We start from the raw sequence: 23,558 nt of genomic DNA, 5'->3' as shown, positions 1-23,558 counted from the left end.
CGATCGCGGGGGAGCGAGCCATGAGCATGACCGACGCCGAGGTCACGGCGATCACGCTGACCGAGGCCGAGCTGGACCACCTGGTCACGCACGCGCCGGCCCGCGGGCTGCTCGCCGGCCCCGGACTGCCCCCGGACACCAGCCTGCCCACGGACACCGGCCTGCTGACCTTCGCGCCGCTGCGCACGCACGGGCTGCGCTGGCCGGTCGACGCGACCGGCGGCCCGTGCCGGCTCGCGGACGAGCTGCGGGACCGGCTGGTCATCGGGGAGCTGCTCAACCCGGCGGGGCCGGAGCGCGAGTCGATCCTGCTCGACGGCGCGACGGGTGAGCCGACCACCGCCTACCTCGCCACCCCGACCGGCGCACACCCCTTCGCACCGTCCCTCACCACCATGCTGCGCTTCGCCGCGGTCACCGAGGAACTGGCGGGCCTGCGCGGCCGGTTCGCCTCCCTGGCGGGGCGGTTCGGGCCGGGAGCGGCGGGCGAGGCGTCCCGCAGGCTGCTGGCGCTGTTCGAGGAGGGGTCGGACGGCGCGGTCCCGGCGTACTGGAGGGCGGCCGCGCTGATCCGCCCGCTGTCCCTGGTCGCGGCGCCGGGTGCGTCCGGCCTGGCGCTGGAGATGCCGGGGCGGCTGCTGGGCCAGGAGTTCGGGCACGGGCGCGTGGCCCGCTTCGAGGAGGTCGACTTCCCGGCCACCCTGACCCACCAGCCGACGCGCCGCTTCCTGCGCGAGACGGGGCTGCCGGAGGAGACGGTCGACACGGAGCTGCCGCTGTCGACGCTCACGGAGTACTACGCGGGGGAGGCGGGGGACCTCCCCGCCCACGCCGACCACCTGATCCGCCTGGGCCCACTGACCCCGGACACCACCCTCGTCCTCGACGGCCGCACCGGCGCGGTCCTCACCTACGCCGAGCCCGCCCTCCACCCCCTCAACACCGACATCTCGACGCTGGCCTTCACGCTCTGGCTCCTTCACCATGAACGCGTGATCGACGCCCACGTGTCGCACGAGCTGACGACGACGGCGTACGACCAGCTGGCGGCGACCATGCTCGCCACGCTGACGGTCCTGGACCCGACGGGGGTGTCGCCTGCGGGTTCGTGGCACTACTGGACGGAGCTGCTGCGGGAGGAGGCGGGCGGGGTGCGCTGAGAGGTCCTGCGCTGCCCTGAAGCTCCTCGTCGTCACCGGATCGCACCGCATGCGGACCCAGCCAGGGCGGCACCCCGTGAGCGTGCCGCCCTCTCCTTTCGCCTGGTCAGGCAGGCAGAGGCCGTGGCGGGAATCGAACCCGCGTAACTCGCTTTGCAGGCGAGTCCCTGAGCCACTCGGGCACACGGCCGTGTGCTGTGGAATGAACGTAGGGCGGGGCGGGGGAGGGGGGCAAGGGGGCTGGGCGGGGTGCAATATGACTGCCATGCCGTGTTCACGTGGAGCGGGGTCGTACGGCGAAGGTCGTAGGGGCGGGTAAGACCTCCGACAGGGGTCAATGTCGGCTATGGGTCTTACGCTGGCCCGTATGGCCGCCCTTGACTCCTCCGACAGTGCTGTCGCCACGCTGGTCCCTGCCGAAGAGGGCGGGGTGCTCGGGCGGGCGCATCGGGCGCTCAGTGTGGGGATCGTTTCCGTCGTGCTGCTGATCGCCTTCGAGGCGACCGCGATCGGGACCGTGATGCCGGTCGCGGCGCGAGAACTGGACGGGGTCTCGCTGTACGCGTTCGCGTTCTCCGGGTACTTCACCACCAGCCTCACCGGCATGGTGCTGGCCGGGCAGTGGGCGGACCGGCGGGGGCCGCTGGCCGCGCTGGCGACCGGGATCGGGGCGTTCGCGGGTGGGCTCGTGGTGTCCGGGACCGCGCAGGTGATGTGGGTGTTCATCCTGGGCCGGGCGGTCCAGGGGTTCGGCGGCGGGCTGGTGATCGTCGCCGTGTACGTGGTGGTCAGCCGGGCCTACCCCGAGCGGCTGCGGCCCGCGATCATGGCGGGGTTCGCCGCCGCTTGGGTCGTGCCCTCCATCGTCGGCCCGCTCGCCTCCGGCGCCGTCGCGGAGCACCTCGGCTGGCGCTGGGTGTTCCTCGGTATCCCGTTGCTCGTGCTGCTTCCGCTGGGGCTCGCCCTTCCGCAGATCCGGCGCCGGGCGGGCGGGCCGGTGGAGCACGGCTCGGGGACCCCCGCTTTCGACCGGCGCCGCATCCGGCTCGCGCTCGCCGTCTCCCTGGGCGCCGGGCTCGTGCAGTACGCGGCGCAGGATCCGCGGCCGATCTCGCTGGTGCCCGGCATCCTCGGCACCGCCCTGCTGGTGCCCGCCGTGCTGCGGCTGCTGCCGAAGGGGACGTACCGGGCGGCGCGCGGGCTGCCCTCCGTGGTGCTGCTGCGCGGGCTGTCGGCGGGGTCGTTCATCGCGGCGGAGTCCTTCGTGCCGCTGATGCTCGTCACCCAGCGGGGGCTGTCGCCGACGCTCGCCGGGTTCTCGCTGGCCGCGGGCGGGCTGACCTGGGCGGCGGCGTCGTGGGTGCAGTCGCGGGACCGGATGGAGCCGTACCGGGAGCGGCTGATGACCTTCGGGATGGTGCTGGTGGCCGCGGCCATCGCCACCGCGCCGGCGGTGCTCGTGCCGGCCGTGCCGGTGTGGACGGTCGCGGTCGCGTGGGGGTTCGGCTGCTTCGGGATGGGGCTGGTGATCTCCTCCACCAGCGTGCTGCTGCTCAAGCTCTCCGCCCCCGCCGAGGCCGGCGCCAACTCCGCCGCGCTCCAGATCTCCGACGCCCTCTCCAACGTCGTCCTGCTGGCCGGTGCGGGCGCGGCCTTCGCCGCGCTGGGCTCCACGGGTGCCGACGCCTTCGCCGCTGTCTTCCTGCCGATGGCGGGCGTGGCGCTGGCGGGGACGTGGGTGACGACGCGGCTGCGGGCGCGGGCGGGATAACTGGTACCACTTGGACCCCACTCCAGTGGTACCGTTTTGGTATGGCTATGAACCTGCGTCTCCGTGACGACCAGACGGAAGCTCTGAAGCTGCGCGCCGAGGAGGAGGGCGTCAGCATGCACGCCGTACTCCTGAGGGCCGTGGACGACTACCTCGCGCGGACGGCGCACGAGGCGCTGGTCCGCAGGGCGGCGAAGGAGCAGACCGTCAAGTGGGCCGAGCTGCTGGAGCGGCTCAAGTGACCTGCGTCTACCTGTCCGCCGAGGACGTCCTGTCCATCGCCGGGCACGCCGTCGACGACCAGGATGTCGTCGTGCGCGACGTGGGTCTGCTGGAGTCCGCCGTGCACCGGCCCTCGGCCGCGATGTTCGGGCAGGAGGCGTACACGGACCTGTTCGCCAAGGCTGCGGCGCTCCTCCAGTCCCTGGCGGTCAACCATCCCTTCATCGACGGGAACAAGCGCACGGCCTGGGTGTCCTGCATGGTCTTCCTGGCCATGAACGGCCGGCAGTCGCGGGCGGACATCGACGCCGGTGAGCGGATCGTGATCGCCGTGGCGACCGGGAGCATGGACGAGATCAAGGCCATCGCGGAGGCGTTGCGGGACTTGGCCGACCCCCCGGTGTGACCTCAGTCCCACCCGCCCCGCCCCCCGCCCCGTCCGAGCCCGGCGGAGCCGGCCGCGCCGGTAGGGTGGCCCGGTTGTCATACGTAGCCGAGCCGCCCTACGCCCCCACCCCGGAGACCGTGACTACCACCGCCGCTTCCGCCTCCAGCCATCTGTCCCCCGCCTTTCCCGGCCGGGCCCCCTGGGGCACCGCCGGGAAGCTGCGTGCCTGGCAGCAGGGGGCGATGGACAAGTACATCCAGGAGCAGCCGCGTGACTTCCTCGCCGTCGCCACCCCCGGCGCCGGCAAGACGACCTTCGCGCTGACGCTGGCCTCCTGGCTGCTGCACCACCATGTCGTGCAGCAGGTGACCGTCGTCGCGCCGACCGAGCATCTGAAGAAGCAGTGGGCGGAGGCCGCCGCGCGGATAGGGATCAAGCTCGACCCGGAGTACAGCGCGGGCCCGGTCGGCAAGGACTACCACGGGGTCGCGGTGACGTACGCCGGTGTCGGCGTACGCCCGATGCTGCACCGCAACCGCTCCGAGCAGCGCAAGACGCTGGTCATCCTGGACGAGATCCACCACGCCGGTGACTCCAAGTCCTGGGGCGAGGCGTGCCTGGAGGCGTTCGAGCCCGCGACCCGGCGGCTGACGCTGACCGGTACGCCGTTCCGCTCGGACACCAACCCGATCCCCTTCGTCACGTACGAGGAGGGCAACGACGGCATCCGGCGCTCCGCCGCCGACTACACCTACGGCTACGGCAACGCGCTCGCCGACCACGTCGTGCGCCCCGTCATCTTCCTCAGCTACAGCGGCCAGATGCGCTGGCGCACCAAGGCGGGCGACGAGATCGCCGCCCGGCTCGGCGAGCCGATGACCAAGGACGCGGTCAGCCAGGCATGGCGCACCGCGCTCGACCCGCGCGGCGAGTGGATGCCGAGCGTGCTGCGCGCCGCCGACCAGCGGCTCAGCGAGGTCAGGAAGGCCATCCCGGACGCCGGAGCCCTCGTCATCGCCTCCGACCAGGACTCCGCCCGCGCCTACGCCAAGCTGATCCGCGAGCTGACCGGCACAAAGGCCACCCTCGTCCTCTCCGACGACGTGGGCGCCTCGAAGCGCATCGACGACTTCGCCGCGAGCAACGACCGCTGGATGGTCGCCGTCCGCATGGTGTCCGAGGGCGTCGACGTGCCCCGGCTCGCCGTCGGCGTGTACGCCACCACCATCTCCACCCCGCTGTTCTTCGCGCAGGCCGTCGGCCGTTTCGTGCGGTCCCGGCGGCGCGGCGAGACCGCGTCCGTGTTCCTGCCGACCGTGCCCGACCTGCTGACCTTCGCCAATGAGATGGAGAAGGAGCGGGACCACGCCCTCGACAAGCCGAAGAAGGCGGGCGAGGAGGACCCTTACGCCGAGTCCGAGAAGGAGATGGAGGAGGCGAACCGGCAGGAGGACGAGGACACCGGCGAGCAGGAGCAGTTCTCCTTCGAGGCGCTGGAGTCCGAGGCCGTCTTCGACCGGGTCCTCTACGACGGCGCCGAGTTCGGCATGCAGGCCCACCCGGGCAGCGAGGAGGAGCAGGACTACCTCGGCATCCCCGGACTGCTGGAGCCCGAGCAGGTGCAACTGCTGCTCCAGAAGCGGCAGGCCCGGCAGATCGCGCACAGCAAGAAGCGGCCGGACGCCGACGCCGACCTGCTGGAGCTGCCCGCCGAGCGGCGGCCGGTGGTCAGCCACAAGGAGATGATGGAGCTGCGCAAGCAGCTCAACACCATGGTCAGCGCCTACGTCCATCAGAGCGGCAAGCCGCACGGCGTGATCCACACCGAGCTGCGCCGGGTCTGCGGCGGCCCGGCGAGCGCGGAGGCGACCGCCGGACAGCTCAAGCAGCGCATCGCCAAGATGGGGGAGTGGGCCACCCGGATGCGCTGAGCGGGCGCCCCGGATGAGCGGATCGTGCGCACCGGTGTGCGTATGCGGACGAATACTGGCAGGCCGTAACCGGTCATGACCGGATTCTGGACCGAGTCTTCCGCTGAGCGGACCGGCTCGCTACTGTCCCGCTACGCACACGCCCCGTGGCAGCGCCGCCGCGGAGCGCAGCCGTGAAGCGACGGGTCCGACAGCCGCCGGACCGTTCTGCCGATCGGCGGCCTCTGGAACGCGTCGCCGGTGGGGCTCGGTGACGCGCGCGCCGGAGGACGCCGAGCTCACCGCCGAAGGAGGGGGCGTCGTGACCGCGGAGACCTCCCAGACGCTCGACCGGGGACTGCGCGTCCTCAAGCTGCTCGCCGACACGGACCACGGGCTGACCGTCACCGAGCTGTCCGGCAGGCTGGGCGTGAACCGGACCGTGGTGTACCGGCTGCTGGCCACACTGGAGCAGCACGCGCTCGTACGCCGCGACCTCGGCGGCCGCGCCCGCGTCGGGCTCGGGGTGCTGCGGCTCGGCCACCAGGTGCATCCGCTGGTACGGGAGGCGGCCCTGCCCGCGCTGCGCTCGCTCGCCGAGGACATCGGCGCCACGGCCCATCTGACCCTGGTCGACGGTACGGAGGCGCTCGCCGTCGCCGTGGTCGAGCCGACCTGGACGGACTACCACGTCGCCTACCGCGCGGGCTTCCGTCACCCCCTGGAACGCGGCGCCGCCGGCAAGGCCATCCTCACCGCCCGCCACTCCCCGTCCGCGGGCCCCGGCTACACCCTCACCCACGGCGAACTGGAGGCCGGCGCGAGCGGCGCCGCGGCCCCGCTCGTCGGCGTCACCGGCGTCGAGGGCAGTGTCGGCGTGGTCATGCTCACCGACGCCGTACCGGAGCGGGTCGGCCCGCGCGTGGTGGAAGCGGCCCGCGAGGTCGCGGACGCGTTGCGGTAGCGCGTACCGGCCCCGCTCCGAGCGGCGGGCGCGCGTTAGATTGACCCCGTGCTCCCACGTCTCACGCGTTCCCGGACCGTCGCCCTCTGCGCCCTGCCCGTCGCCGGGCTGGTCGCCGTCGCGGTGTTCGCGCCGCTGCCGTTCGCGGTGGCGCAGCCGGGGATGACGGCGAACGTACTGGGGAGGAACGACGGGACGCCGGTGATCACCGTGTCGGGGACGCAGACCCGGAGGACCTCAGGTGAGCTGCGGATGACGACCATCGAGGCGACCTCGCCGGACACCCGGGTGTCGCTCGGCCAGGTGGTCGGCAACTGGTTCCGCACCGACCGCGCGGTGATGCCGCACGACGCGGTGTACCCGACCGGGGACACCGTCAAGGAGATCGAGCGGCACAACACGGCCCAGATGCGGCAGTCCCAGGACGCGGCGACCAGCGCGGCGCTTGACCACCTCCGCAAGGACCCCTACGACGTGAAGGTCACCCTGCGCCTCGCCGACGTGGGCGGGCCCAGCGCGGGCCTGCTGTTCAGCCTGGGCATCATCGACAAGCTGGACGGCGACGGCAGCGGCGGCGACCTCACCGGCGGCCGCACCATCGCCGGTACCGGCACGATCGACCCGGACGGCAAGGTCGGCGCGGTCGGCGGGGTGGCCCTGAAGACCCAGGCCGCCCGGCGCGACGGTGCCACCGTCTTCCTGGTGCCGAAGGCCGAGTGCGCCGACGCCCACACCAACCTGCCCGAGGGACTGCGCCTGATCCCGGTCACGAACCTCTCCGGCGCGGTGGACTCCCTGGTCGCGCTGGAGAAGGGCACCGGGAAGATCCCCGCCTGCTAGTCGGGCGCTTCCCCCGCCGCCTGCTCCACCAGCGGGATGATCCGCAGCGGCACCGGGTTCTCCATCACGATCGCCGTCGAGGCCCGCACGATGCCGTCGAAGCCGACCACCCGGTCGATGACCCGCTGCAGATCGGCGTTGGAGCGGGCCACCAGCCGGCACAGCATGTCCCCGGTGCCGGTCGTGGTCAGCAGTTCCAGCACCTCCGGCACCCCGTCCAGGTACGCCCGTACGTCCGCCCCCTGGCCCTGCCGGATCTGGAGCGTGGCGAACGCGGTCACCGGATAGCCGAGCGCGGAGGGGTCCACCTGCGGCCCGAAGCCCCGGATCACCCCCCGCGCGCGCAGCCGGTCCAGCCGGGCCTGGGCGGTCCCGCGCGCCACCCCGAGCCGCCGGGACATCTCCAGCACCCCGATCCGCGGCTCCTCGGCGAGCAGCACGATGATCTGCCCGTCCAGCCGGTCGATCGCCATGACGCCCTCCCGCGATGGTCATCCTGCACAGAAAGCCCGCCGAGAGGAGCATAAGGGTGAACAGGCTGCTCAGCGGATGCGCGAACTATTGCGCACCTTGCAGAGCGGGGCCACCCTTCGAGCATGACGCAGACCACTCAGCACACTCCCGACACCGCCCGGCAGGCCGACCCCTTCCCGGTCAAGGGAATGGACGCGGTCGTCTTCGCCGTGGGCAACGCCAAGCAGGCCGCGCACTACTACTCCAGCGCCTTCGGCATGCGCCTGGTCGCCTACTCCGGACCGGAGAACGGCAGCCGCGAGACCGCGAGTTACGTCCTGGAGAACGGCGCCGCCCGGTTCGTGTTCACCTCGGTGATCCGGGCCCGCACCCCCTGGGGCGAGTTCCTCGACCGGCATGTCACCGAGCACGGCGACGGCGTGGTGGACCTGGCCATCGAGGTCCCGGACGCCCGCGCGGCCTTCGCCTACGCCGTCGAGCACGGCGCCCGCCCGCTCGCCGAGCCGCACGAGGTGAAGGACGAGCACGGCACCGTCGTCCTCGCCGCCATCGCCACCTACGGCGAGACCCGGCACACCCTGGTCGAGCGCACCGGCTACGACGGCCCCTACCTCCCGGGCTTCGTCGCCGCCGAGCCGGTCGTCGAGCCGCCCGCCCGCCGCACCTTCCAGGCTATCGACCACTGCGTCGGCAACGTCGAACTCGGCAAGATGGACGAGTGGGTGGCGTTCTACAACAACGTCCTCGGCTTCACGAACATGAAGGAGTTCGTGGGCGACGACATCGCCACCGAGTACAGCGCGCTGATGTCGAAGGTCGTCGCGGACGGCACCCTGAAGGTGAAGTTCCCGCTCAACGAGCCCGCCGTCGGCAAGAAGAAGTCCCAGATCGACGAGTACCTGGAGTTCTACGGCGGCCCCGGCGTCCAGCACATCGCGCTGGCCACCAACGACATCGTGCAGACGGTACGCACCATGCGCGCGGCCGGCGTCCAGTTCCTCGACACCCCGGACTCCTACTACGACACCCTCGGCGAGTGGGTCGGCGACACCCGGGTGCCGGTCGGGACGCTGCGCGAGCTGAAGATCCTCGCCGACCGCGACGAGGACGGCTATCTGCTGCAGATCTTCACCAAGCCGGTCCAGGACCGGCCGACGGTGTTCTTCGAACTCATCGAGCGCCACGGCTCGATGGGCTTCGGCAAGGGCAACTTCAAGGCCCTCTTCGAGGCCATCGAGCGGGAGCAGGAGAAGCGGGGCAACCTGTAACCCCCCTGAGCTGAGCCGGGGGCGCGAAGAGCGGTCGCGCCCCCGGCTCACAGTGCGTCCGCGGGCAGCGAGCCGTCCTCGGCGTCGCCCAGATCCGTCAGCGCCGCCCGCGCCTCGGACGCCCACAGCGGGGAGAAGGCCGGGTTGACCAGCAGCGCGTCCCGCAGGTGGCGCCGGGCGGACCCGTACTTCTCCAGCCGGTACTCGATCATGCCCCGGTGGAAGGCGTGCAGCGAGCTGCGCACCCCGCCGCCCTTCGTCCGGTCGGTGGCGGTGGTGGCGAACTTCAGCGCCTCCTCGTCCTCGCCCGCCCGGTGCAGCGCCCAGCCCAGCGCGTCGGCCACCTCGATGCCGGGCTGCCGCCGGTACTCCGCGCGCAGCCGGGTCACCGCCTCCTGCGGGTCCCCGTGGTCCGCCTCCAGCCGGCCGAGCAGCAGTTCCTCGTCGACCCCGTCGCCCGCCGCCTTCTCCGCCCGCTCGCGCACCAGCCCGTACTGCGCCCCGGCGTCCTGGGCGCGGTTCAGCGACTCGTACAACTCGGCCAGTTCCAGGGTGACTTCCGCGTCCGGCCGCTTAGACAGGGCCGTGCGGTACGCGGTGAGCGCGTCGGCGGTGCGGCCCTGGGCGGCGAGGGTGCGGGCCCGGCCGGCGCCCGCCGTCGCCTCGGCCGGGTCCAGACGGAGGGCCTCGGTGAACTGGCGCAGAGCCTCCGGGAGTTCGCCCCGCTCCCAGGCCAACTGGCCTACCCCGGCCCGGTAGGCGGCCTGTTCGGCGGGCGTACCGGCGGCCGCGGCGGCGTCCGTGAGCTGGGCCAGCGCGTCCTCGCGCCAGCCCCGGTCCCGGTACACGGCCGACGCCCGCGCCATCACGGCCGGCCGGTCCGCGGGGGCGGTGCGCAGCGTCATCAGCCGGTCCAGGGTGTTCCGTGCGGCGGTGTAGTCACCGAGCCCGTCGTACGCGTCGATCAGCGGGGGATACGCCGACCAGCGCTTGGGGGTCAGCTTCAGCGCCTGCTCCCCGTACCGCTTGGCCGAGGCGAAGTCCCGGCGGGCGCCCGCCAGCGCGGTCATCCCGGCCAGCGCCTCGGTGTTCTTCGCGGCGTCCGCCTTCAGCGAGGTGGCGAGCGCCCGCTCGGCACGCGGGAGGTCGCTCGCGTCGGCCGTCCGCCGGGCCCGTGCCACATAGGCCGCACCGAGCACCGCCCAGGCGCGGGCGTCGGTAGGCCGGGCCCGTACGCCGGCCTCCTGCCGGGTGATCAGCTCGGTCAGGTCGGGGAGCGCCGCGGGGATTCCTGCGGTGACCGCCGTCAGCGCCCGCGCCTGCGGTCCGGGCGCCGGGGCCGGCGGCCGGTGCCGGGCCCGCTGGGGCGCGTCCTGCGGCAGCAGCGTCAGCACCGCGCCCGCCACCGCACCGCCCGCCGCCAGGGTCAGCAGGGTGCGGGCCGGCCATCGCCGGGACCGGCACCGCGCGGGCTCGGCCACCAGGGACGTACCGGGCTGGGCGCCGCCGTGCTGTCTCTTCGCCATACCGGTCACTGTGCGTCAATATGACGACCACATCGGGGTGGCCCCAGCACGGCGCGTCCGGGGTTCACACCGATGGCTCCGAGTGCCACGCTGTGATCATGAGCCGTATCGAAGCACCCCGTGACGGCGACACCGCGCCCCCCGAGAGCCTCGTCACAGCGCTGCTGGCGGGGCTGCCCGCCGGAGCCGTGCTGACCGATCCCGACGTCACCGCCTCCTACGCCCACGACATGGCGAGCTTCTGCCCGGCCGGGGCCCCCGCCGCCGTGGTCCTGCCACGCACCGTCGAACAGGTCCAGCACGTGCTGCGCACCGCCACCGAACTGCGCGTGCCGGTCGTCCCGCAGGGCGCCCGCACCGGGCTGTCCGGCGGCGCCAACGCCACCGAGGGCTGCGTCGTGCTGTCCCTCACCAAGATGGACCGCATCCTGGAGATCAGCCCCGTCGACCGGATCGCCGTCGTCGAACCGGGCGTCGTCAACGCCGTGCTCTCCCGCGCGGTGGAGGAACACGGCCTGTACTACCCGCCGGACCCCTCCAGCTGGGAGACCTGCACCATCGGCGGCAACATCGGCACCGCCTCGGGCGGCCTGTGCTGCGTCAAGTACGGGGTGACCGCCGAGTACGTCCTCGGCCTCGACGTCGTCCTCGCCGACGGCCGTCTGATGTCCACCGGCCGCCGCACCGCGAAGGGCGTCGCCGGGTACGACCTGACCCGGCTGTTCGTCGGCTCCGAGGGCTCGCTCGGGATCGTGGTCCGCGCCGTGCTCGGGCTCCGGCCCAAGCCGCCCCGGCAACTGGTGCTGGCCGCCGAGTTCGCCACCGCCGCCGACGCCTGTGACGCGGTGTGCTCGATCATGGCGGGCGGTCATGTGCCCTCGCTGCTGGAGATGATGGACCGCACCACCGTCAAGGCGGTCAACGACTTCGCCCGGATGGGGCTGCCGGAGACCACCGAGGCGCTGCTGCTGGCCGCGTTCGACACCCCCGAACCCGCCGCCGACCTCGCCGCGGTCGGCGCCCTGTGCGAGGCGGCCGGGGCCACCGGGGTGGTCGTCGCCGACGACCACGCCGAGTCCGAACTCCTGCTCCAGGCACGGCGGATGTCGCTCACCGCGCTGGAGGCGGTCAAGGGCACCACCATGATCGACGACGTGTGCGTGCCCCGCTCGAAGCTCGGCGCGATGCTGGAGGGCGTCGAGCGGATCGCCGCCAAGTACGACCTGACCATCGGCCTGTGCGCGCACGCGGGCGACGGCAACACCCACCCCACGGTCTGCTTCGACGCCCTGGACGAGGACGAGTCCCGCCGGGCCCGCGACTCCTTCGACGAGATCATGGCACTCGGTCTCGAACTCGGCGGCACCATCACCGGCGAACACGGCGTGGGCGTGCTGAAGAGGGAGTGGCTGGCGCGCGAACTCGGCCCCGTAGGCCTGGAGATGCAGCGGGCCGTGAAGAACGTCTTCGACCCGCTCGGCATCCTCAACCCGGGCAAGCTCTTCTGAGCCGGGCGCTGATGAGAGCCGGGGCCCCTCACCGGGCCAGTAGCTGATCCAGGGCGTCGTCGATCCCCAGCCGGCCGGCCTCGGCGCCCGGCGGCACCGCCCGCAGCGTCCGCTCCAGCCAGGCGGACACCTGCGGAGCGGGCGCCTCCAGCAGGGCGTCGCCGTCCGGCGAGCTGAGCGCCATCAGCACCACACCGCGGCCGTCCGCCTTCGTCGGCCACACCCGCACGTCCCCGTGCCCGCACGGCCGGAACACGCCCTCCACCAGCAGTTCCCGGGCGAACGTCCAGTGCACGGGGGAGCCGGAGTCGACGTGGAAGGTGATGTGGACGGCGTAGGGGTCGTCGGACCGGTAGGCGAGCCGGGCCGGGACCGGGACGCTCCGCTCGGGCGAGAGGATGAGCTTCAGCTCGAGTTCCCGCTCCACCACCGTGTGCTCCATGACCTGTCTCCTTCGGCTGACCGGGGGGCCACTCGGACGGGCCCGTGCCAGGAGAGAGGGGGCAGGGGCGCGGTCATTACGCGGGTTCCCGGAAATTCTTTCCCAACCGGCGCCGCGCGCCCCCATGGCATCGCCCGGAAGGGGTGGGCTGCGGCCGGACAGGGGTGTGGGACGCCCCGGGTCTGATAGATGTGGAGGCTCCCTTCCACCCCCGAGCAGATACGGGACGACGGACATGAGCGCCCCTACGCCGGCCCACGGTGACGACAGGCCCCGTGAGGGCTACTACCCGGACCCGTCCATCCCCGGTTACGTCCGCTACTGGAACGGCGCCGCCTGGGTGCCGGGCACCAGCCGCCCCGCCCCGGCGGACGGCGCGCCGCTCACCGCGCCGTCAACCTCCGGCCCCGCCACGCCCCCTGTGGAGGAGACGGGTCCGCATTTCTTCGAGGAGGGTGGCGGCGCCGCTTCGGCGGGTGCGAGCGAGGTGCCGCCGGACACCTTCCTCTTCCGCCGCCCCACCCCGGGCCCGGCAGCCGGGGCCCAGCGGGACGACGGCACGATGACGTTCCGCCGGGTGCGGCCGGGCGCGGGCGGCGAGGGGCGCTCGGGGTCCGTGGGTGCCGGGAGCCCCGGCGGGGGCTTCGGGCCGGCAGCGGGGAGCGCCGCGTCCGAGGGGCCTGCGGGCGGGCTCGGGTCCGGCCGGGCCGAGGGCACCACCGCGGGCGTCGGCCCCGCCCAGGAGGGTCCGGGTACCGGTTACACCGGTGCGGGGCACGTTGACGGTGGTCCGGGTACCGCTGACGGTGGTCCTGGTACCGCCCACCCCGCTCCCGGCACCGGCCGTGTTGGTCCTGGTACCGCTCACGCCACTCCTGGCACCGCCAACCCCGCTCCCGGTACCGCCCACCCCGGTCCGGAGCGTGCCCAAGGCGGGCCGGGTCGCGCCCAGGCCGCCGTGGCTCCGCCGGTCCCGCCGCAGAGCGCGTCCGGCCCGGCCGACCCGCGCCGCCCCGGCGTACCCCTCCAGGCGAACGCCCCGCAGGGGTCCGCCCCGCTCGCCCACGGACCCGGCGGCGGTCAGGCTTCCTGGGCGCAGCAGGTGCACCAGCTGGCCGGGGCGGGGGAGGAGCAGCCCGTGGCGCCGTGGAAGCCGCCGGTGGAGGACCCGTTCCTCGCGGCGGCCCGGCGCCAGGCGGAGGCCCGCCCGGCCGGACTCGGCAGGCGCTTCGCCGCCCGCCTGATCGACAACGTGTTCATCGGCGCCGTCACGGCAGCCGCAGCCGTCCCCCTGGGGGTGCGCGCCGTCGACCACGTACAGAGCAAGATCGAGGCGGCCCGGCTGTCCGGCCGTACCGTCACCGTCTGGCTGCTCGACGGCACCACAGGCGTCTCACTGGCCATCGTGCTCGGCGTCCTGCTCGTCTTCGGGGTGGTGTACGAGGTGCTGCCGACCGCCCGCTGGGGCCGCACCCTGGGCAAGAGGCTGTGCGGCATCCAGGTGCGGGACATCGAGGGGCACGAGCCGCCGTCCTTCGGGGCCGCGCTGCGCCGCTGGCTGGTCTACAGCGTGCCCGGGGTCCTCGTCATCGGGGTCGTCGGCGTGCTGTGGGGGCTGTTCGACCGGCCGTGGCGGCAGTGCTGGCACGACAAGGCGGCGCACACCTTCGTGGCCGAATAGGTCCCCCGGACGGCCGCCCGCCGGGTGCGGGGGCGGGGCGTTCGCGGTCGACTCGGGCCATGAGCAGTGAACCGCCCCCCGGCTCCGGATCGCAGCCCCCCGACGACGACCCGCTGCGGAAGCGGCCCCCGTCGGAGCAGGGGCCGGGCTCGCCGTACGACCGTCCGTACGAAGCCCGGCAGCCCCCGCCCCAGGGTGGCGGCGACCCCTACGGCTCGGGCGGACCGTACGGGGACGGTGCCCAGGGCGGCGGACCTTACGGGGGTGGCCCGTACGGGGGCGGGCCGCAGGGGCCCGGTGGTCCAGGGCACCCCGGTGACCCCCTCGCGGGCATGCCCCCGCTCGCGGACAGCGGCAAGCGCACCGTCGCCCGCGTCATCGACATGATCGTCGTCGGTATCGTCGTACTGCTGCTGACCTGGGCGTTCGGGGTGAGTCAGTACGACGTGAACGCTGACCGCATGGAGGTCGGCAAGTCACTCGGTCAGTCCGTCATCGCCGCCGTCCTCTACATCGCCTACGACACCATCCTCATCGCCCGCACCGGACAGACGCTCGGCATGCGCTGGTTCAGGATGCGGGTGGCGAACCTGCGCGACGGCGCCACCCCCTCCCCGCAGTCCTCGCTCGCCCGCGCGCTGGTGCTGTGGCTGCCGTTCGCCTTCTGCTGCGCCTGTGTCTGGACCGCGATCTGCGGCGGCTGGAGCTACTTCGACCGCCCGTACAAGCAGGGCCTGCACGACAAGGCGGCGAAGACGGTGGTGGTCGCCACCACCTGACCGGGCGGGGGCGTGGCGCGCCGGAGCGGCGGGCCCGGGGAGGAGTCCCCGGCCCCGCCGCTGCGGTGTGTGCTCCTGGTGGGCGGCCGCGCTCAGGAGGCCGCGCGGCCGCGTACCGACTCCGCCGAGGCGCCGACGGGGCGGCGCAGCTCGGCCAGGCGGGCGGGCTCGGCCGCCGGCTGCCCGGTGGCGGCGGTGGACCTGCCCGGCCAGGACTTCGGCAGCGGCACCGTCATGGCCACGAGCAGCCCGAGGGCGAGCGCGGCCAGCGCGATCACGGCGACACCGAGGCCCGACTCTGTCTGGGACAGGGCCAGCATGGCGACGGTGGAGAGGACCACGGTGCAGGAACCGTAGGCGAGCTGTGCGACGGTCGGACGAGGCATGGCGATCGTGTCCTCGGAAGACGGGGTGGGGGGTGTGCTGCGGGCGCCGTTTCGACTCTCATCGCGTGCATGCCCGAGTCCTGTGCCAGGTAAGCCCCGCCTCACCCCGGGGGGCGGTGCACGGGGGGCGCACGGAGTCATGGCGCACGCCAACTGGGCTGATGGACGCGCCCGTTCCGGAAGACGCACACGTTCGTAAAGCGAACGCCAACTCCGCATAGTGCAGTTGTCCTGCACAAGTCAAGGTCTGTCTTTTCTGCTGAACCTCTAGTCAAATTACGTCACTTGAGTACACGCGTTGATCGTGCGCGCACGGAACCTTCCAAGCTCCGGAACCCTCCTCCCGTGCGCGCGGCGCGGGGGAGGATTTCAAGTGACCAGCAGACCCTGGACGTTCAGAGCCGCAGCGATAGGCGTGGCCCTCGCGGCGTCGTCCGCCACGTTCGCCACCTTCGCCGTCGCGGAGGCGAGCACGGCCTCCCGCCCGGCGGCCGAGAACCGGCACGACCCGGCCCCGGCCGGACAGCAGGAGCACGACCTCGACGGCCCGCTGAGCAAGACCCAGGACGCTCAGCGCCAGGAGGCCCTGAAGCAGCTCATCGCCGGCAAGGCCAAGGCGAAGGACCGCAACGGCTCCAAGGTCGTCCAGCTCAAGAGCAAGAAGGGCGAGAGCAAGTACGTCGAGCTGAGCCGGGAGAAGACCGACAAGATCTTCACCATCCTGGTGGAGTTCGGGGACCAGACCGACCCCAAGTCCGGGGGTACCCCCGGCCCGCTGCACAACAAGATCGCCGCGCCGGACCGCAAGAACGACAACTCCACTGCCTGGCAGGCGGATTACGACCAGAAGCACTACCAGGACCTCTACTTCGGCACCGGCGCCAAGACCGAGTCGCTGAAGAAGTACTACGAGAAGCAGTCCTCGGGCCGCTACTCGGTCGACGGCGAGGTCTCGGACTGGGTCAAGGTCCCGTACAACGAGGCCCGTTACGGCAACAACGCCTGTGGCTCGAAGAACTGCGCCAGCGTCTGGAACGTCGTCAGTGACGGCCTGAACGCGTGGGTCGCCGGGCAGAAGGCGGCCGGCAAGTCCGGCGCCGACATCAAGGCCGACCTCGCCAGGTACGACCAGTGGGACCGCTACGACTACGACGGCGACGGCGACTTCAACGAGCCCGACGGCTATGTCGACCACTTCCAGATCGTGCACGCCGGTGAGGACGAGTCCGCGGGCGGCGGCGCCCAGGGTGAGGACGCGATCTGGGCCCACCGCTGGTACGCCTTCGGTACCGACACGGGCGCGACCGGCCCCACCGGCAACAAGCTCGGCGGCGCCCCGGTCGGCGACACCGGTGTCTGGGTCGGCGACTACACCATCCAGCCGGAGAACGGCGGACTGGGCGTCTTCGCCCACGAGTACGGCCACGACCTCGGTCTGCCGGACGAGTACGACACCGCCGGCGGCGACAACTCCACCGGGTTCTGGACCCTGATGTCCTCCGGTTCCTGGCTCGGCACCGGCAAGGACTCCATCGGCAACCTGCCCGGCGACATGAACGCGTGGGACAAGCTCCAGCTCGGCTGGCTGACCTACGACACCGCCAAGGCGGGCGTCTCCTCCTGGCACAAGCTCGGCCTCGCGGAGTACAACACCAAGTACCGTCAGGCCCTGTTGGTCACGCTGCCCAAGAAGGCGGTCAGGACTGAGATCGTCAACCCGGCCCAGGGCGCGTCCCAGTGGTGGAGCGGCAGCGGTGACAACCTCAAGAACACGCTGACCCGTTCGGTCGACCTGACCGGCAAGTCCAGGGCCACGCTGGGCCTGGACGGCTGGTACGAGATCGAGAAGGGCTTCGACTACCTCTACACCGAGGTGTCCACGGACGGCGCCAACTGGACCGCCCTGGACGGCACGGTGGACGGCAAGCCGATCCCGCGCGACGGCTCCGACAAGCCCGCGCTGACCGGCACGGTGGACGGCTACAAGAAGCTGTCGTACTCGCTGGACGCCTACGCGGGCCAGAAGATCCAGCTCCGCTTCCGCTACCAGACGGACGGCGGCGCCGCCCTCAAGGGCTTCGCGGCCGACGAGATCACGGTCACCGCGGACGGAAGGCCGCTGTTCTCCGACAACGCCGAGACGGCTGACGCCGCTTGGGCCGCGACCGGGTTCTCCCGCATCGGCGCGTCCTTCACCAAGGACTACGCGCAGTACTACCTCGCCGAGAACCGCCAGTACCGGTCGTACGACAAGACCCTGCGGGTCGGCCCGTACAACTTCGGCTTCACCGGCACCGACCGGCCGGACTGGGTGGAGCACTACCCGTACCAGGACGGCCTGTTGATCTGGAAGTGGGACACCTCCCAGGCGGACAACAACACCAACAACACCGACGGCGGACACCCGGGCACCGGGCTGATCCTGCCGGTCGACGCCCACCCGAAGGCGCTGAAGTGGTCCGACGGGACGCTGCTGCGCAACCGTATCCAGGCGTACGACTCGCCGTTCTCGCTCGACCCGACGGACGGCTTCACGCTGCACAAGGCGGGCAAGGCGACCAAGGTCAAGGCGCAGAACGGGGTGGCGGTCTTCAACGACCACAAGCACACGTACTACGACGCCTCGAACCCCACCGGTGGTGTCAAGATCACTGACACCAACACCAAGATCAAGATCAAGAAGCAGGCGGAGGACGGCTCCACGATCGAGCTGGAAGTCGGACCCGCGGTGAAGTAAGCGATATCTTCGCAGCTCAGAGACGTATCGGCGGTGACCCCCTGGCGGGTCGCCGCCGATCGTGTTTAGGTGCGTCCTGTGGATCGCTTATTGACACCTGAGTGAACGGGGATGTGACCGCATGGCCGCAGGAGGATTCTGCAAGCTGCCCGGAGGGACGGTCGTGGTGGCGTTGAACCTGCCGCACGGCTCCGACGGGGTACGGGTCCTGGTGCATGCCGGGAACCGGGCACGGGCGCTGACCCGGCTGCGGAACCTCGGCCTGTGGTCCGTGTACCTGCGGGGCAACGCCGCCCCGCCCACCCCGGACGAGGTGACCGCCGTCCTCCATCACCCCGACGGGCTCATATGGCGCACGGCGCCGGTGGAGGGAGCGGGGCTGTGGCGCCCCATCCGCGCCCTGCGGACGTCCGCCGTCCAGCCGTAGCCCCGCGGGTGCGGGAGGTGCTCAGCGCCCGCCGGCCGCACCGTGGACCGCCGGAGCCCGGAGACGTCCTCGGCCGTCAGCGGTCGCCCGCGGGGAACCGCGCGGTCGGCCACAGCGGGCCCGCGGGCCGGACCAGGGCCGCCCTAGGCGTCGACCACCGGCTTGCCCGTCAGCTGGACGCCCGCCTCGCGGAGGGATTCCAGCGCCCTGTCCGTCGTCTCCTGGGCCACACCCGCCGTCAGCTCCAGCAGGACATGCGTGCGGAAACCCTCGGAGGCCGCGTCCAGGGCGGTGGCCCGTACGCAGTGGTCCGTGGCGATGCCGACCACGTCGACCTCCTCCACGTCCCGCTCGCGCAGCCAGTCGGCCAGCGTGACACCGTTCTCGTCGGTGCCCTCGAAACCGCTGTACGCGGCCGAGTAGGCGCCCTTGTCGAAGACCGCGTCCACCGCGCCGGAGGCGACGGCGGGGGCGAAGTTGGGGTGGAAGCCCACCCCCTCGGTGCCCGCGACGCAGTGCGCGGGCCAGGAGTCGACATAGTCCGGGTCGTCGGCGAAGTGGCCGCCCGGGGCGATGTGGTGGTCACGGGTGGCCACCACGTGCCGGTAGCCGGAACCGGCCGCCTGGCCGATCAGCTCGGTGATCGCGGCGGCCACGTCCGACCCGCCGGCCACCGCGAGGCTGCCCCCCTCGCAGAAGTCGTTCTGCACATCCACGACGATCAGTGCGCGGCGCATGATGGTGTCCTTCGAGTGGGGTCCAAGGAATCGAGCCTAGAGACTTCCGGCCTCTTGCGGGAGGGGGCACGGCGGGGGCGTACGGCGGTCCCGCTCTAGCTACCCGACGACGGGGGCGGGTACTCCGTCGGAAGGACAGGTTCCCCTCGTGAGAGCTGGGTCGCGGACAGCGGGAGGTTCGCCCGCGCCGCGATGTGCCGCTCGCGCGCCGCGTCCAGCGGCTCGCGCGCGACGACCTCGCCGCCCTTGACCAGCTCGGCCAGCAGCTGCCGGTCGGCCAGCTCGTCCGGCACCGGCCCGGTGCCCACGACCTCGGCCTCCGCGATCCCGTGGGAGTCCAGTCGCCGTGCCGCCCACTTGCGGCCGCCGATGGAGGTCTTGCCGCCGCTGGACTTCTTCGCCACCGGCACCAGCGGCGCCGAGGGGTCGGCGGACTCCGCGCGGGCGACCAGCTTGTAGACCATCGAGCAGGTCGGATGCCCGGACCCGGTGACCAGCTGGGTGCCCACGCCGTACGCGTCCACGGGCGCCGCCGCCAGCGAGGCGATGGCGTACTCGTCCAGGTCGGAGGTGACCACGATCCGGGTGTCCCGCGCGCCCAGCTCGTCGAGCTGCCGGCGCACCCGGTGCGCGACCAGCAGCAGGTCACCGGAGTCGATGCGCACCGCGCCGAGACCGGGCCCGGCCACCTCCACCGCCGTACGGACGGCCTCCGCGACGTCGTAGGTGTCGACCAGCAGGGTGGTGCCCGCGCCGAGGGCGTCGACCTGGGCGCGGAAGGCGTCCCGCTCCTGGTCGTGCAGCAGGGTGAAGGCGTGCGCGGAGGTGCCCACGGTCGGGATGCCGTAGCGGAAGCCCGCCGCGAGGTCGGAGGTGGTGGCGAAGCCGCCCACGTAGGCGGCGCGCGCGGCGGCCACGGCGGACAGCTCGTGGGTGCGGCGGGCGCCCATCTCGATCAGCGGCCGGCCGCCCGCGGCGGAGGACATCCGGGAGGCGGCGGCCGCGATGGCCGAGTCGTGGTTGAGGATGGAGAGGACCACCGTCTCCAGCAGCACGCACTCCGCGAAACTGCCCTCGACCCGCAGCAGCGGGGAGCCGGGGAAGTAGACCTCGCCCTCCGGGTAGCCCCAGATGTCGCCCTGGAAGCGGTAGTCGGCCAGCCACTTCACGGTCGCCTCGTCCACGATGCCCCGCTCGCCCAGGAAGGCGAGCATCCGCGCGTCGAAGCGGAAGTTCGTCACCGCGTCCAGCACCCGGCCGGTGCCCGCGACCACGCCGTAGCGGCGGCCGTTCGGCAGGCGCCGGGTGAAGACCTCGAACACGCTGCGCCGCTCGGCCGTCCCGGCCTTCAGGGCGGCTTGCAGCATGGTCAGTTCGTACTGGTCCGTGAAGAGCGCCGTCGACGGGACTTCGACCGGCAGCCCAAGGTCCGCTGTGTTCATGGCAGGACAGCGTACTCCCATTTCGTCAGTGTGACGATTTCTGGGGTGCGTGGCAGCATGGCTGTGTGACGTCACCCGCGCCCGTAGAGATCGAACGCACCGAATCGGCGGAGGAGGTCTTCGCCGTACCCGAGCCGGACGTCCCCTGGATCACGATCGTCCACAATGATCCGGTCAACCTCATGAGCTATGTGACCTACGTCTTCCAGGCGTACTTCGGTTACTCGAAGGACAAGGCCACCGAACTCATGCTCGACGTCCACCACAAGGGCCGGGCGGTCGTCTCCAGCGGGAGCCGCGAGGAGATGGAACGCGACGTGCAGGCGATGCACGGCTACGGACTGTGGGCCACCCTCCAGCAGGACCGGAAGTAAACCGACACAGATGCCCGGACACTTCGAACCGCTCCCCGGCGGCGGCGCGGCCGTCGCGCTCGACGACGTCGAGATCTCCATCATCCGCTCGCTGGCCGTCCAGCTCCTGGAGCTGATCGGACCCGGTCCCGCCGAGGACGCCGGCGGTGACCCGCTCGCCGAGCTGTTCGCCGAGGGCCCCAGCGAGCCGCCCGCCGACCCGGTGCTGCGCCGGCTGTTCCCGGACGCCTACACCGACCCCGAGCAGGAGCCGGGCGACCCTGCCGAGGCCGGGGAACGGCAGGCGCACTCCGCCGAGTTCCGCCGTTACACCGAGAACGACCTGCGGGCCGGCAAGCGGGAGAACGCCCTCGCGGTGGTCCGCACCCTGGACCGGATCGCGTCGTCGGCCGAAGGCGGCGAGGCGGTGCTCAAGCTGTCCCCGGAGCAGTCCCGGCAGTGGCTCGGCGCGCTGAACGACCTCCGCCTGGCCATCGGCTCCCGGCTGGAGATCTCCGACGAGGACGACACGGACCCGCTGTACCGCCTCCCGGACGACGATCCGCGCAAGCCCATGGTGCTTGCCTATCTCTGGCTCGGCGGCCTCCAGGAGACCCTGGTCTCGACCCTGATGCCGTAGCGCGAGATCCGTTCGCTCAGCGGACGCTCAAGTCCGGATAACGATCGCATTACCGATGCGGCAGTCTTTGGTGCATTTGGGCGCACTTTGTCCGGTTCTTCCTGTGTGGTGTGCCACAGAGCGCCCCGGGACCCGCCTTTGCTCAGTATTGCGGCCGTGATAAATCTTCACGATCGCCCGGCGGACACCACCCATGTCCGGCCGGGTGCGCCACCGAGCCGGCGACCGCCGGCCAGGCAACGAGCGGGTCTCTGACCTGCTCACTCCATCAGTTCCGGGGGGATCGCGACCCGCTCCGAGGCCGAGTGAAGGCCACGGGTCGGCATGGAGAAAGGCGCACCACCATGGCCTCTGAGAAGGTCACCGAAGCCCCTGAAGAGGGTTACGAGCGAGGGCTCGGCAGCCGGCAGGTCCAGATGATCGCCATCGGTGGCGCCGTCGGAGTCGGTCTGTTCCTGGTAGCCGGGGCGAACATCGCCAAGGCCGGTCCCAGCCTCATCCTCATGTACGCGCTCGCGGGCGCGATCATCTTCTTCATCATGCGAGCCCTGGGCGAGCTGCTGCTCTACCGCCCGGTCTCCGGCTCGTTCGCCGAGTACTCGCGCGAGTTCCTCGGTGACTTCTTCGGTTACTTCACCGGCTGGACGTACTGGCTGATGTGGGTCGTGACCGGCATGGCCGAGCTGACGGCCGCCGCGATCTACGTCAACTACTGGTTCCCGGCCGTTCCGCAGTGGGTCACGGCGCTGGTCCTCCTGGTGGTCCTGTTCGGCGTCAACCTGATCTCCGTGAAGCTCTTCGGTGAGCTGGAGTTCTGGTTCTCGATGGTCAAGGTCACCGCCCTGATCGGCATGATCGTCATCGGCCTCGGCGTGCTGACCTTCGGCTTCAGCGCCGCCGGCGACACCGCCTCGGTGGCGAACCTGTACCAGTTCGACGGCTTCTTCCCCAAGGGCATCGGCTCCTCGCTGATGACGCTCCAGGGCGTCATGTTCGCCTACCTCGCGGTCGAGCTGGTCGGCGTCACCGCCGGCGAGTCCAAGGACCCGGAGAAGACGCTCCCCAAGGCGATCAACACCCTCCCCTGGCGCATCGCCCTCTTCTACGTCGGTGCCCTCACCGTCATCCTCTGCGTGGTCAAGTGGACCGAGTTCGCGCCGGGCGTCAGCCCGTTCGTGAAGGCGTTCGCCGTGATCGGCATCCCGGCCGGCGCGGGCATCGTGAACTTCGTCGTCCTCACCGCCGCCCTGTCCTCCTGCAACTCCGGCATGTACTCCACGGGCCGCATGCTGCGCACCCTGGCGGACAACGGCGAGGCCCCGCGGATCTTCGCCAGGCTGTCCTCCACCAAGACCCCGGCGACCGGCATCACCGTCTCGGTGCTGTTCATGGGCATCGGCGTGGTGCTGAACTACGTCGTCCCGGAGAAGGCGTTCGGCTACGTCACCTCCGTCGCCACCGCCGCGGGCATCTGGACCTGGCTGATGATCCTGATCAGCCACGTGCTCTACCGCCGCGCGGTCGTCGCGGGCCGGCTGCCCGCCTCGTCCTTCCCGGCCCCGGGCGGCTCGGTCTTCTCCTACGTGGCCATCGTCTTCCTGCTCTTCGTCACCGGCCTGATCGCGTACGATGCCGACTCCCGCGTCTGCCTGTACGTGATGGCCGGCTGGGCCGTCGCGCTCGGTATCGGCTGGCAGATCATGAAGTCCCGCACGCCGCAGACCGGCGAGCGGGACGAGCCGGCGCTGGAGAAGGTGGGCTAGCCCTGGGCTAGCCCCGGGGCTTGCCCCGGCCCGGCCCCGCCGAGGGACCATCCAGGACGTCCGGCCGCCTGGAGTACTCGTGGCACCCCCGGCGGCCGCCGCTCAAGGCGTCCGCCATGCGGGCCGTCCCGTACCGCACC

General features: G+C 71.9%; 22 protein-coding genes and 1 tRNA gene. 16 read left to right on the top strand and 7 right to left on the bottom strand.

Annotation, left to right across the window (positions count from 1 at the left end; translation table 11 throughout):
- Positions 1 to 20: 20 nt before the first annotated feature.
- Positions 21 to 1,160 (top strand): SUKH-4 family immunity protein, encoded by a 1,140-nt coding sequence (locus ACFWN1_RS12845; RefSeq protein ID WP_384360529.1) that lies wholly within the window; start codon positions 21 to 23, stop codon positions 1,158 to 1,160.
- Between the two features lie 118 nt (positions 1,161 to 1,278).
- Here ACFWN1_RS12845 and ACFWN1_RS12840 read toward each other — a convergent pair.
- Positions 1,279 to 1,350, bottom strand: a tRNA-Cys gene (locus ACFWN1_RS12840).
- Positions 1,351 to 1,527: 177 nt separating this feature from the next.
- Here ACFWN1_RS12840 and ACFWN1_RS12835 point away from each other — a divergent pair.
- The 6 genes from ACFWN1_RS12835 to ACFWN1_RS12810 all read left to right on the top strand — a co-directional run bounded on the left by ACFWN1_RS12835 (position 1,528) and on the right by ACFWN1_RS12810 (position 7,255).
- Positions 1,528 to 2,931 carry an MFS transporter gene (locus tag ACFWN1_RS12835; protein WP_384360527.1) on the top strand — a complete coding sequence of 468 codons (1,404 nt, stop codon included), beginning with the start codon at positions 1,528 to 1,530 and terminating at the stop codon, positions 2,929 to 2,931.
- A 41-nt stretch (positions 2,932 to 2,972) separates the two neighbouring features.
- On the top strand, positions 2,973 to 3,173 hold the full coding sequence (locus ACFWN1_RS12830; protein WP_384360525.1) for a CopG family transcriptional regulator: 201 nt from the start codon (positions 2,973 to 2,975) through the stop codon (positions 3,171 to 3,173).
- Positions 3,170 to 3,559, top strand: coding sequence for a type II toxin-antitoxin system death-on-curing family toxin (locus ACFWN1_RS12825; RefSeq protein ID WP_384360523.1), 390 nt, complete (start codon positions 3,170 to 3,172; stop codon positions 3,557 to 3,559). Before ACFWN1_RS12830 ends, ACFWN1_RS12825 begins: the two co-directional genes overlap by 4 nt.
- 119 nt (positions 3,560 to 3,678) lie before the next feature.
- Entirely contained in the window at positions 3,679 to 5,472 is a 1,794-nt protein-coding gene (locus ACFWN1_RS12820) for a DEAD/DEAH box helicase (RefSeq protein WP_384360547.1), read from the top strand.
- A 301-nt stretch (positions 5,473 to 5,773) separates the two neighbouring features.
- Entirely contained in the window at positions 5,774 to 6,415 is a 642-nt protein-coding gene (locus ACFWN1_RS12815; RefSeq protein WP_384360521.1) for an IclR family transcriptional regulator, read from the top strand.
- Positions 6,416 to 6,463: 48 nt separating this feature from the next.
- The gene (locus tag ACFWN1_RS12810) at positions 6,464 to 7,255 is read left to right on the top strand and encodes a S16 family serine protease (RefSeq protein ID WP_384360519.1); all 792 of its coding nucleotides are present in this window, start codon (positions 6,464 to 6,466) and stop codon (positions 7,253 to 7,255) included.
- Here the strand turns inward: ACFWN1_RS12810 and ACFWN1_RS12805 are convergent.
- Positions 7,252 to 7,728 carry an Lrp/AsnC family transcriptional regulator gene (locus ACFWN1_RS12805; RefSeq protein ID WP_384360517.1) on the bottom strand — a complete coding sequence of 159 codons (477 nt, stop codon included), beginning with the start codon at positions 7,726 to 7,728 and terminating at the stop codon, positions 7,252 to 7,254. The genes ACFWN1_RS12810 and ACFWN1_RS12805 overlap by 4 nt on opposite strands.
- Positions 7,729 to 7,851: 123 nt before the next feature.
- Here ACFWN1_RS12805 and hppD point away from each other — a divergent pair, with 123 nt between their 5' ends.
- The gene (gene hppD / locus ACFWN1_RS12800; protein WP_384360515.1) at positions 7,852 to 8,997 is read left to right on the top strand and encodes a 4-hydroxyphenylpyruvate dioxygenase; all 1,146 of its coding nucleotides are present in this window, start codon (positions 7,852 to 7,854) and stop codon (positions 8,995 to 8,997) included.
- Positions 8,998 to 9,044: 47 nt separating this feature from the next.
- On the opposite strand, the gene ACFWN1_RS12795 is transcribed toward hppD, so the two are convergent.
- The gene (locus ACFWN1_RS12795) at positions 9,045 to 10,523 is read right to left on the bottom strand and encodes a tetratricopeptide repeat protein (protein ID WP_384360513.1); all 1,479 of its coding nucleotides are present in this window, start codon (positions 10,521 to 10,523) and stop codon (positions 9,045 to 9,047) included.
- Between the two features lie 92 nt (positions 10,524 to 10,615).
- On the opposite strand from ACFWN1_RS12795, the gene ACFWN1_RS12790 reads away from it, so the two are divergent.
- Entirely contained in the window at positions 10,616 to 12,031 is a 1,416-nt protein-coding gene (locus ACFWN1_RS12790) for an FAD-binding oxidoreductase (protein WP_384360545.1), read from the top strand.
- Positions 12,032 to 12,059: 28 nt separating this feature from the next.
- Here ACFWN1_RS12790 and ACFWN1_RS12785 read toward each other — a convergent pair whose 3' ends face one another.
- Positions 12,060 to 12,473: an SsgA family sporulation/cell division regulator gene (locus tag ACFWN1_RS12785; protein ID WP_384360511.1), complete on the bottom strand. Its 414-nt coding sequence runs from the start codon at positions 12,471 to 12,473 to the stop codon at positions 12,060 to 12,062.
- A 235-nt stretch (positions 12,474 to 12,708) separates the two neighbouring features.
- On the opposite strand from ACFWN1_RS12785, the gene ACFWN1_RS12780 reads away from it, so the two are divergent.
- Positions 12,709 to 14,154 carry an RDD family protein gene (locus ACFWN1_RS12780; RefSeq protein WP_384360509.1) on the top strand — a complete coding sequence of 482 codons (1,446 nt, stop codon included), beginning with the start codon at positions 12,709 to 12,711 and terminating at the stop codon, positions 14,152 to 14,154.
- 59 nt (positions 14,155 to 14,213) lie between these two features.
- Entirely contained in the window at positions 14,214 to 14,933 is a 720-nt protein-coding gene (locus ACFWN1_RS12775; RefSeq protein WP_384360507.1) for an RDD family protein, read from the top strand.
- A 92-nt stretch (positions 14,934 to 15,025) separates the two neighbouring features.
- On the opposite strand, the gene ACFWN1_RS12770 is transcribed toward ACFWN1_RS12775, so the two are convergent.
- Complete coding sequence (locus tag ACFWN1_RS12770; protein ID WP_384360505.1) at positions 15,026 to 15,319, bottom strand: hypothetical protein; 294 nt, start codon at positions 15,317 to 15,319, stop codon at positions 15,026 to 15,028.
- 373 nt (positions 15,320 to 15,692) lie between these two features.
- Between ACFWN1_RS12770 and ACFWN1_RS12765 the strand changes: the two genes are divergently transcribed.
- Positions 15,693 to 18,056 (top strand): immune inhibitor A domain-containing protein, encoded by a 2,364-nt coding sequence (locus ACFWN1_RS12765; RefSeq protein WP_384360503.1) that lies wholly within the window; start codon positions 15,693 to 15,695, stop codon positions 18,054 to 18,056.
- 121 nt (positions 18,057 to 18,177) lie between these two features.
- Positions 18,178 to 18,483, top strand: coding sequence for a hypothetical protein (locus ACFWN1_RS12760; protein WP_384360501.1), 306 nt, complete (start codon positions 18,178 to 18,180; stop codon positions 18,481 to 18,483).
- 143 nt (positions 18,484 to 18,626) lie between these two features.
- Here ACFWN1_RS12760 and ACFWN1_RS12755 read toward each other — a convergent pair whose 3' ends face one another.
- On the bottom strand, positions 18,627 to 19,220 hold the full coding sequence (locus ACFWN1_RS12755) for a nicotinamidase (protein WP_384360499.1): 594 nt from the start codon (positions 19,218 to 19,220) through the stop codon (positions 18,627 to 18,629).
- A gap of 95 nt (positions 19,221 to 19,315) precedes the next feature.
- On the bottom strand, positions 19,316 to 20,662 hold the full coding sequence (locus tag ACFWN1_RS12750; protein ID WP_384360497.1) for a nicotinate phosphoribosyltransferase: 1,347 nt from the start codon (positions 20,660 to 20,662) through the stop codon (positions 19,316 to 19,318).
- A gap of 65 nt (positions 20,663 to 20,727) precedes the next feature.
- Between ACFWN1_RS12750 and clpS the strand changes: the two genes are divergently transcribed.
- From clpS to ACFWN1_RS12735, 3 genes are all read left to right on the top strand, one after another.
- Entirely contained in the window at positions 20,728 to 21,036 is a 309-nt protein-coding gene (clpS, locus tag ACFWN1_RS12745) for an ATP-dependent Clp protease adapter ClpS (protein WP_384360495.1), read from the top strand.
- Positions 21,037 to 21,046: 10 nt separating this feature from the next.
- The gene (locus ACFWN1_RS12740) at positions 21,047 to 21,655 is read left to right on the top strand and encodes a DUF2017 domain-containing protein (RefSeq protein WP_384360493.1); all 609 of its coding nucleotides are present in this window, start codon (positions 21,047 to 21,049) and stop codon (positions 21,653 to 21,655) included.
- 344 nt (positions 21,656 to 21,999) lie between these two features.
- Positions 22,000 to 23,418, top strand: coding sequence for an amino acid permease (locus ACFWN1_RS12735; protein WP_384360491.1), 1,419 nt, complete (start codon positions 22,000 to 22,002; stop codon positions 23,416 to 23,418).
- The last annotated feature ends 140 nt before the right edge of the window (positions 23,419 to 23,558 follow it).

Source organism: Streptomyces sp. NPDC058459 (genome assembly GCF_042721685.1).
Lineage (GTDB): Bacteria > Actinomycetota > Actinomycetes > Streptomycetales > Streptomycetaceae > Streptomyces.
The sequence above is the reverse complement of the archived record's forward strand: the minus strand, read 5'-3'. Positions and strand labels throughout refer to the sequence as shown.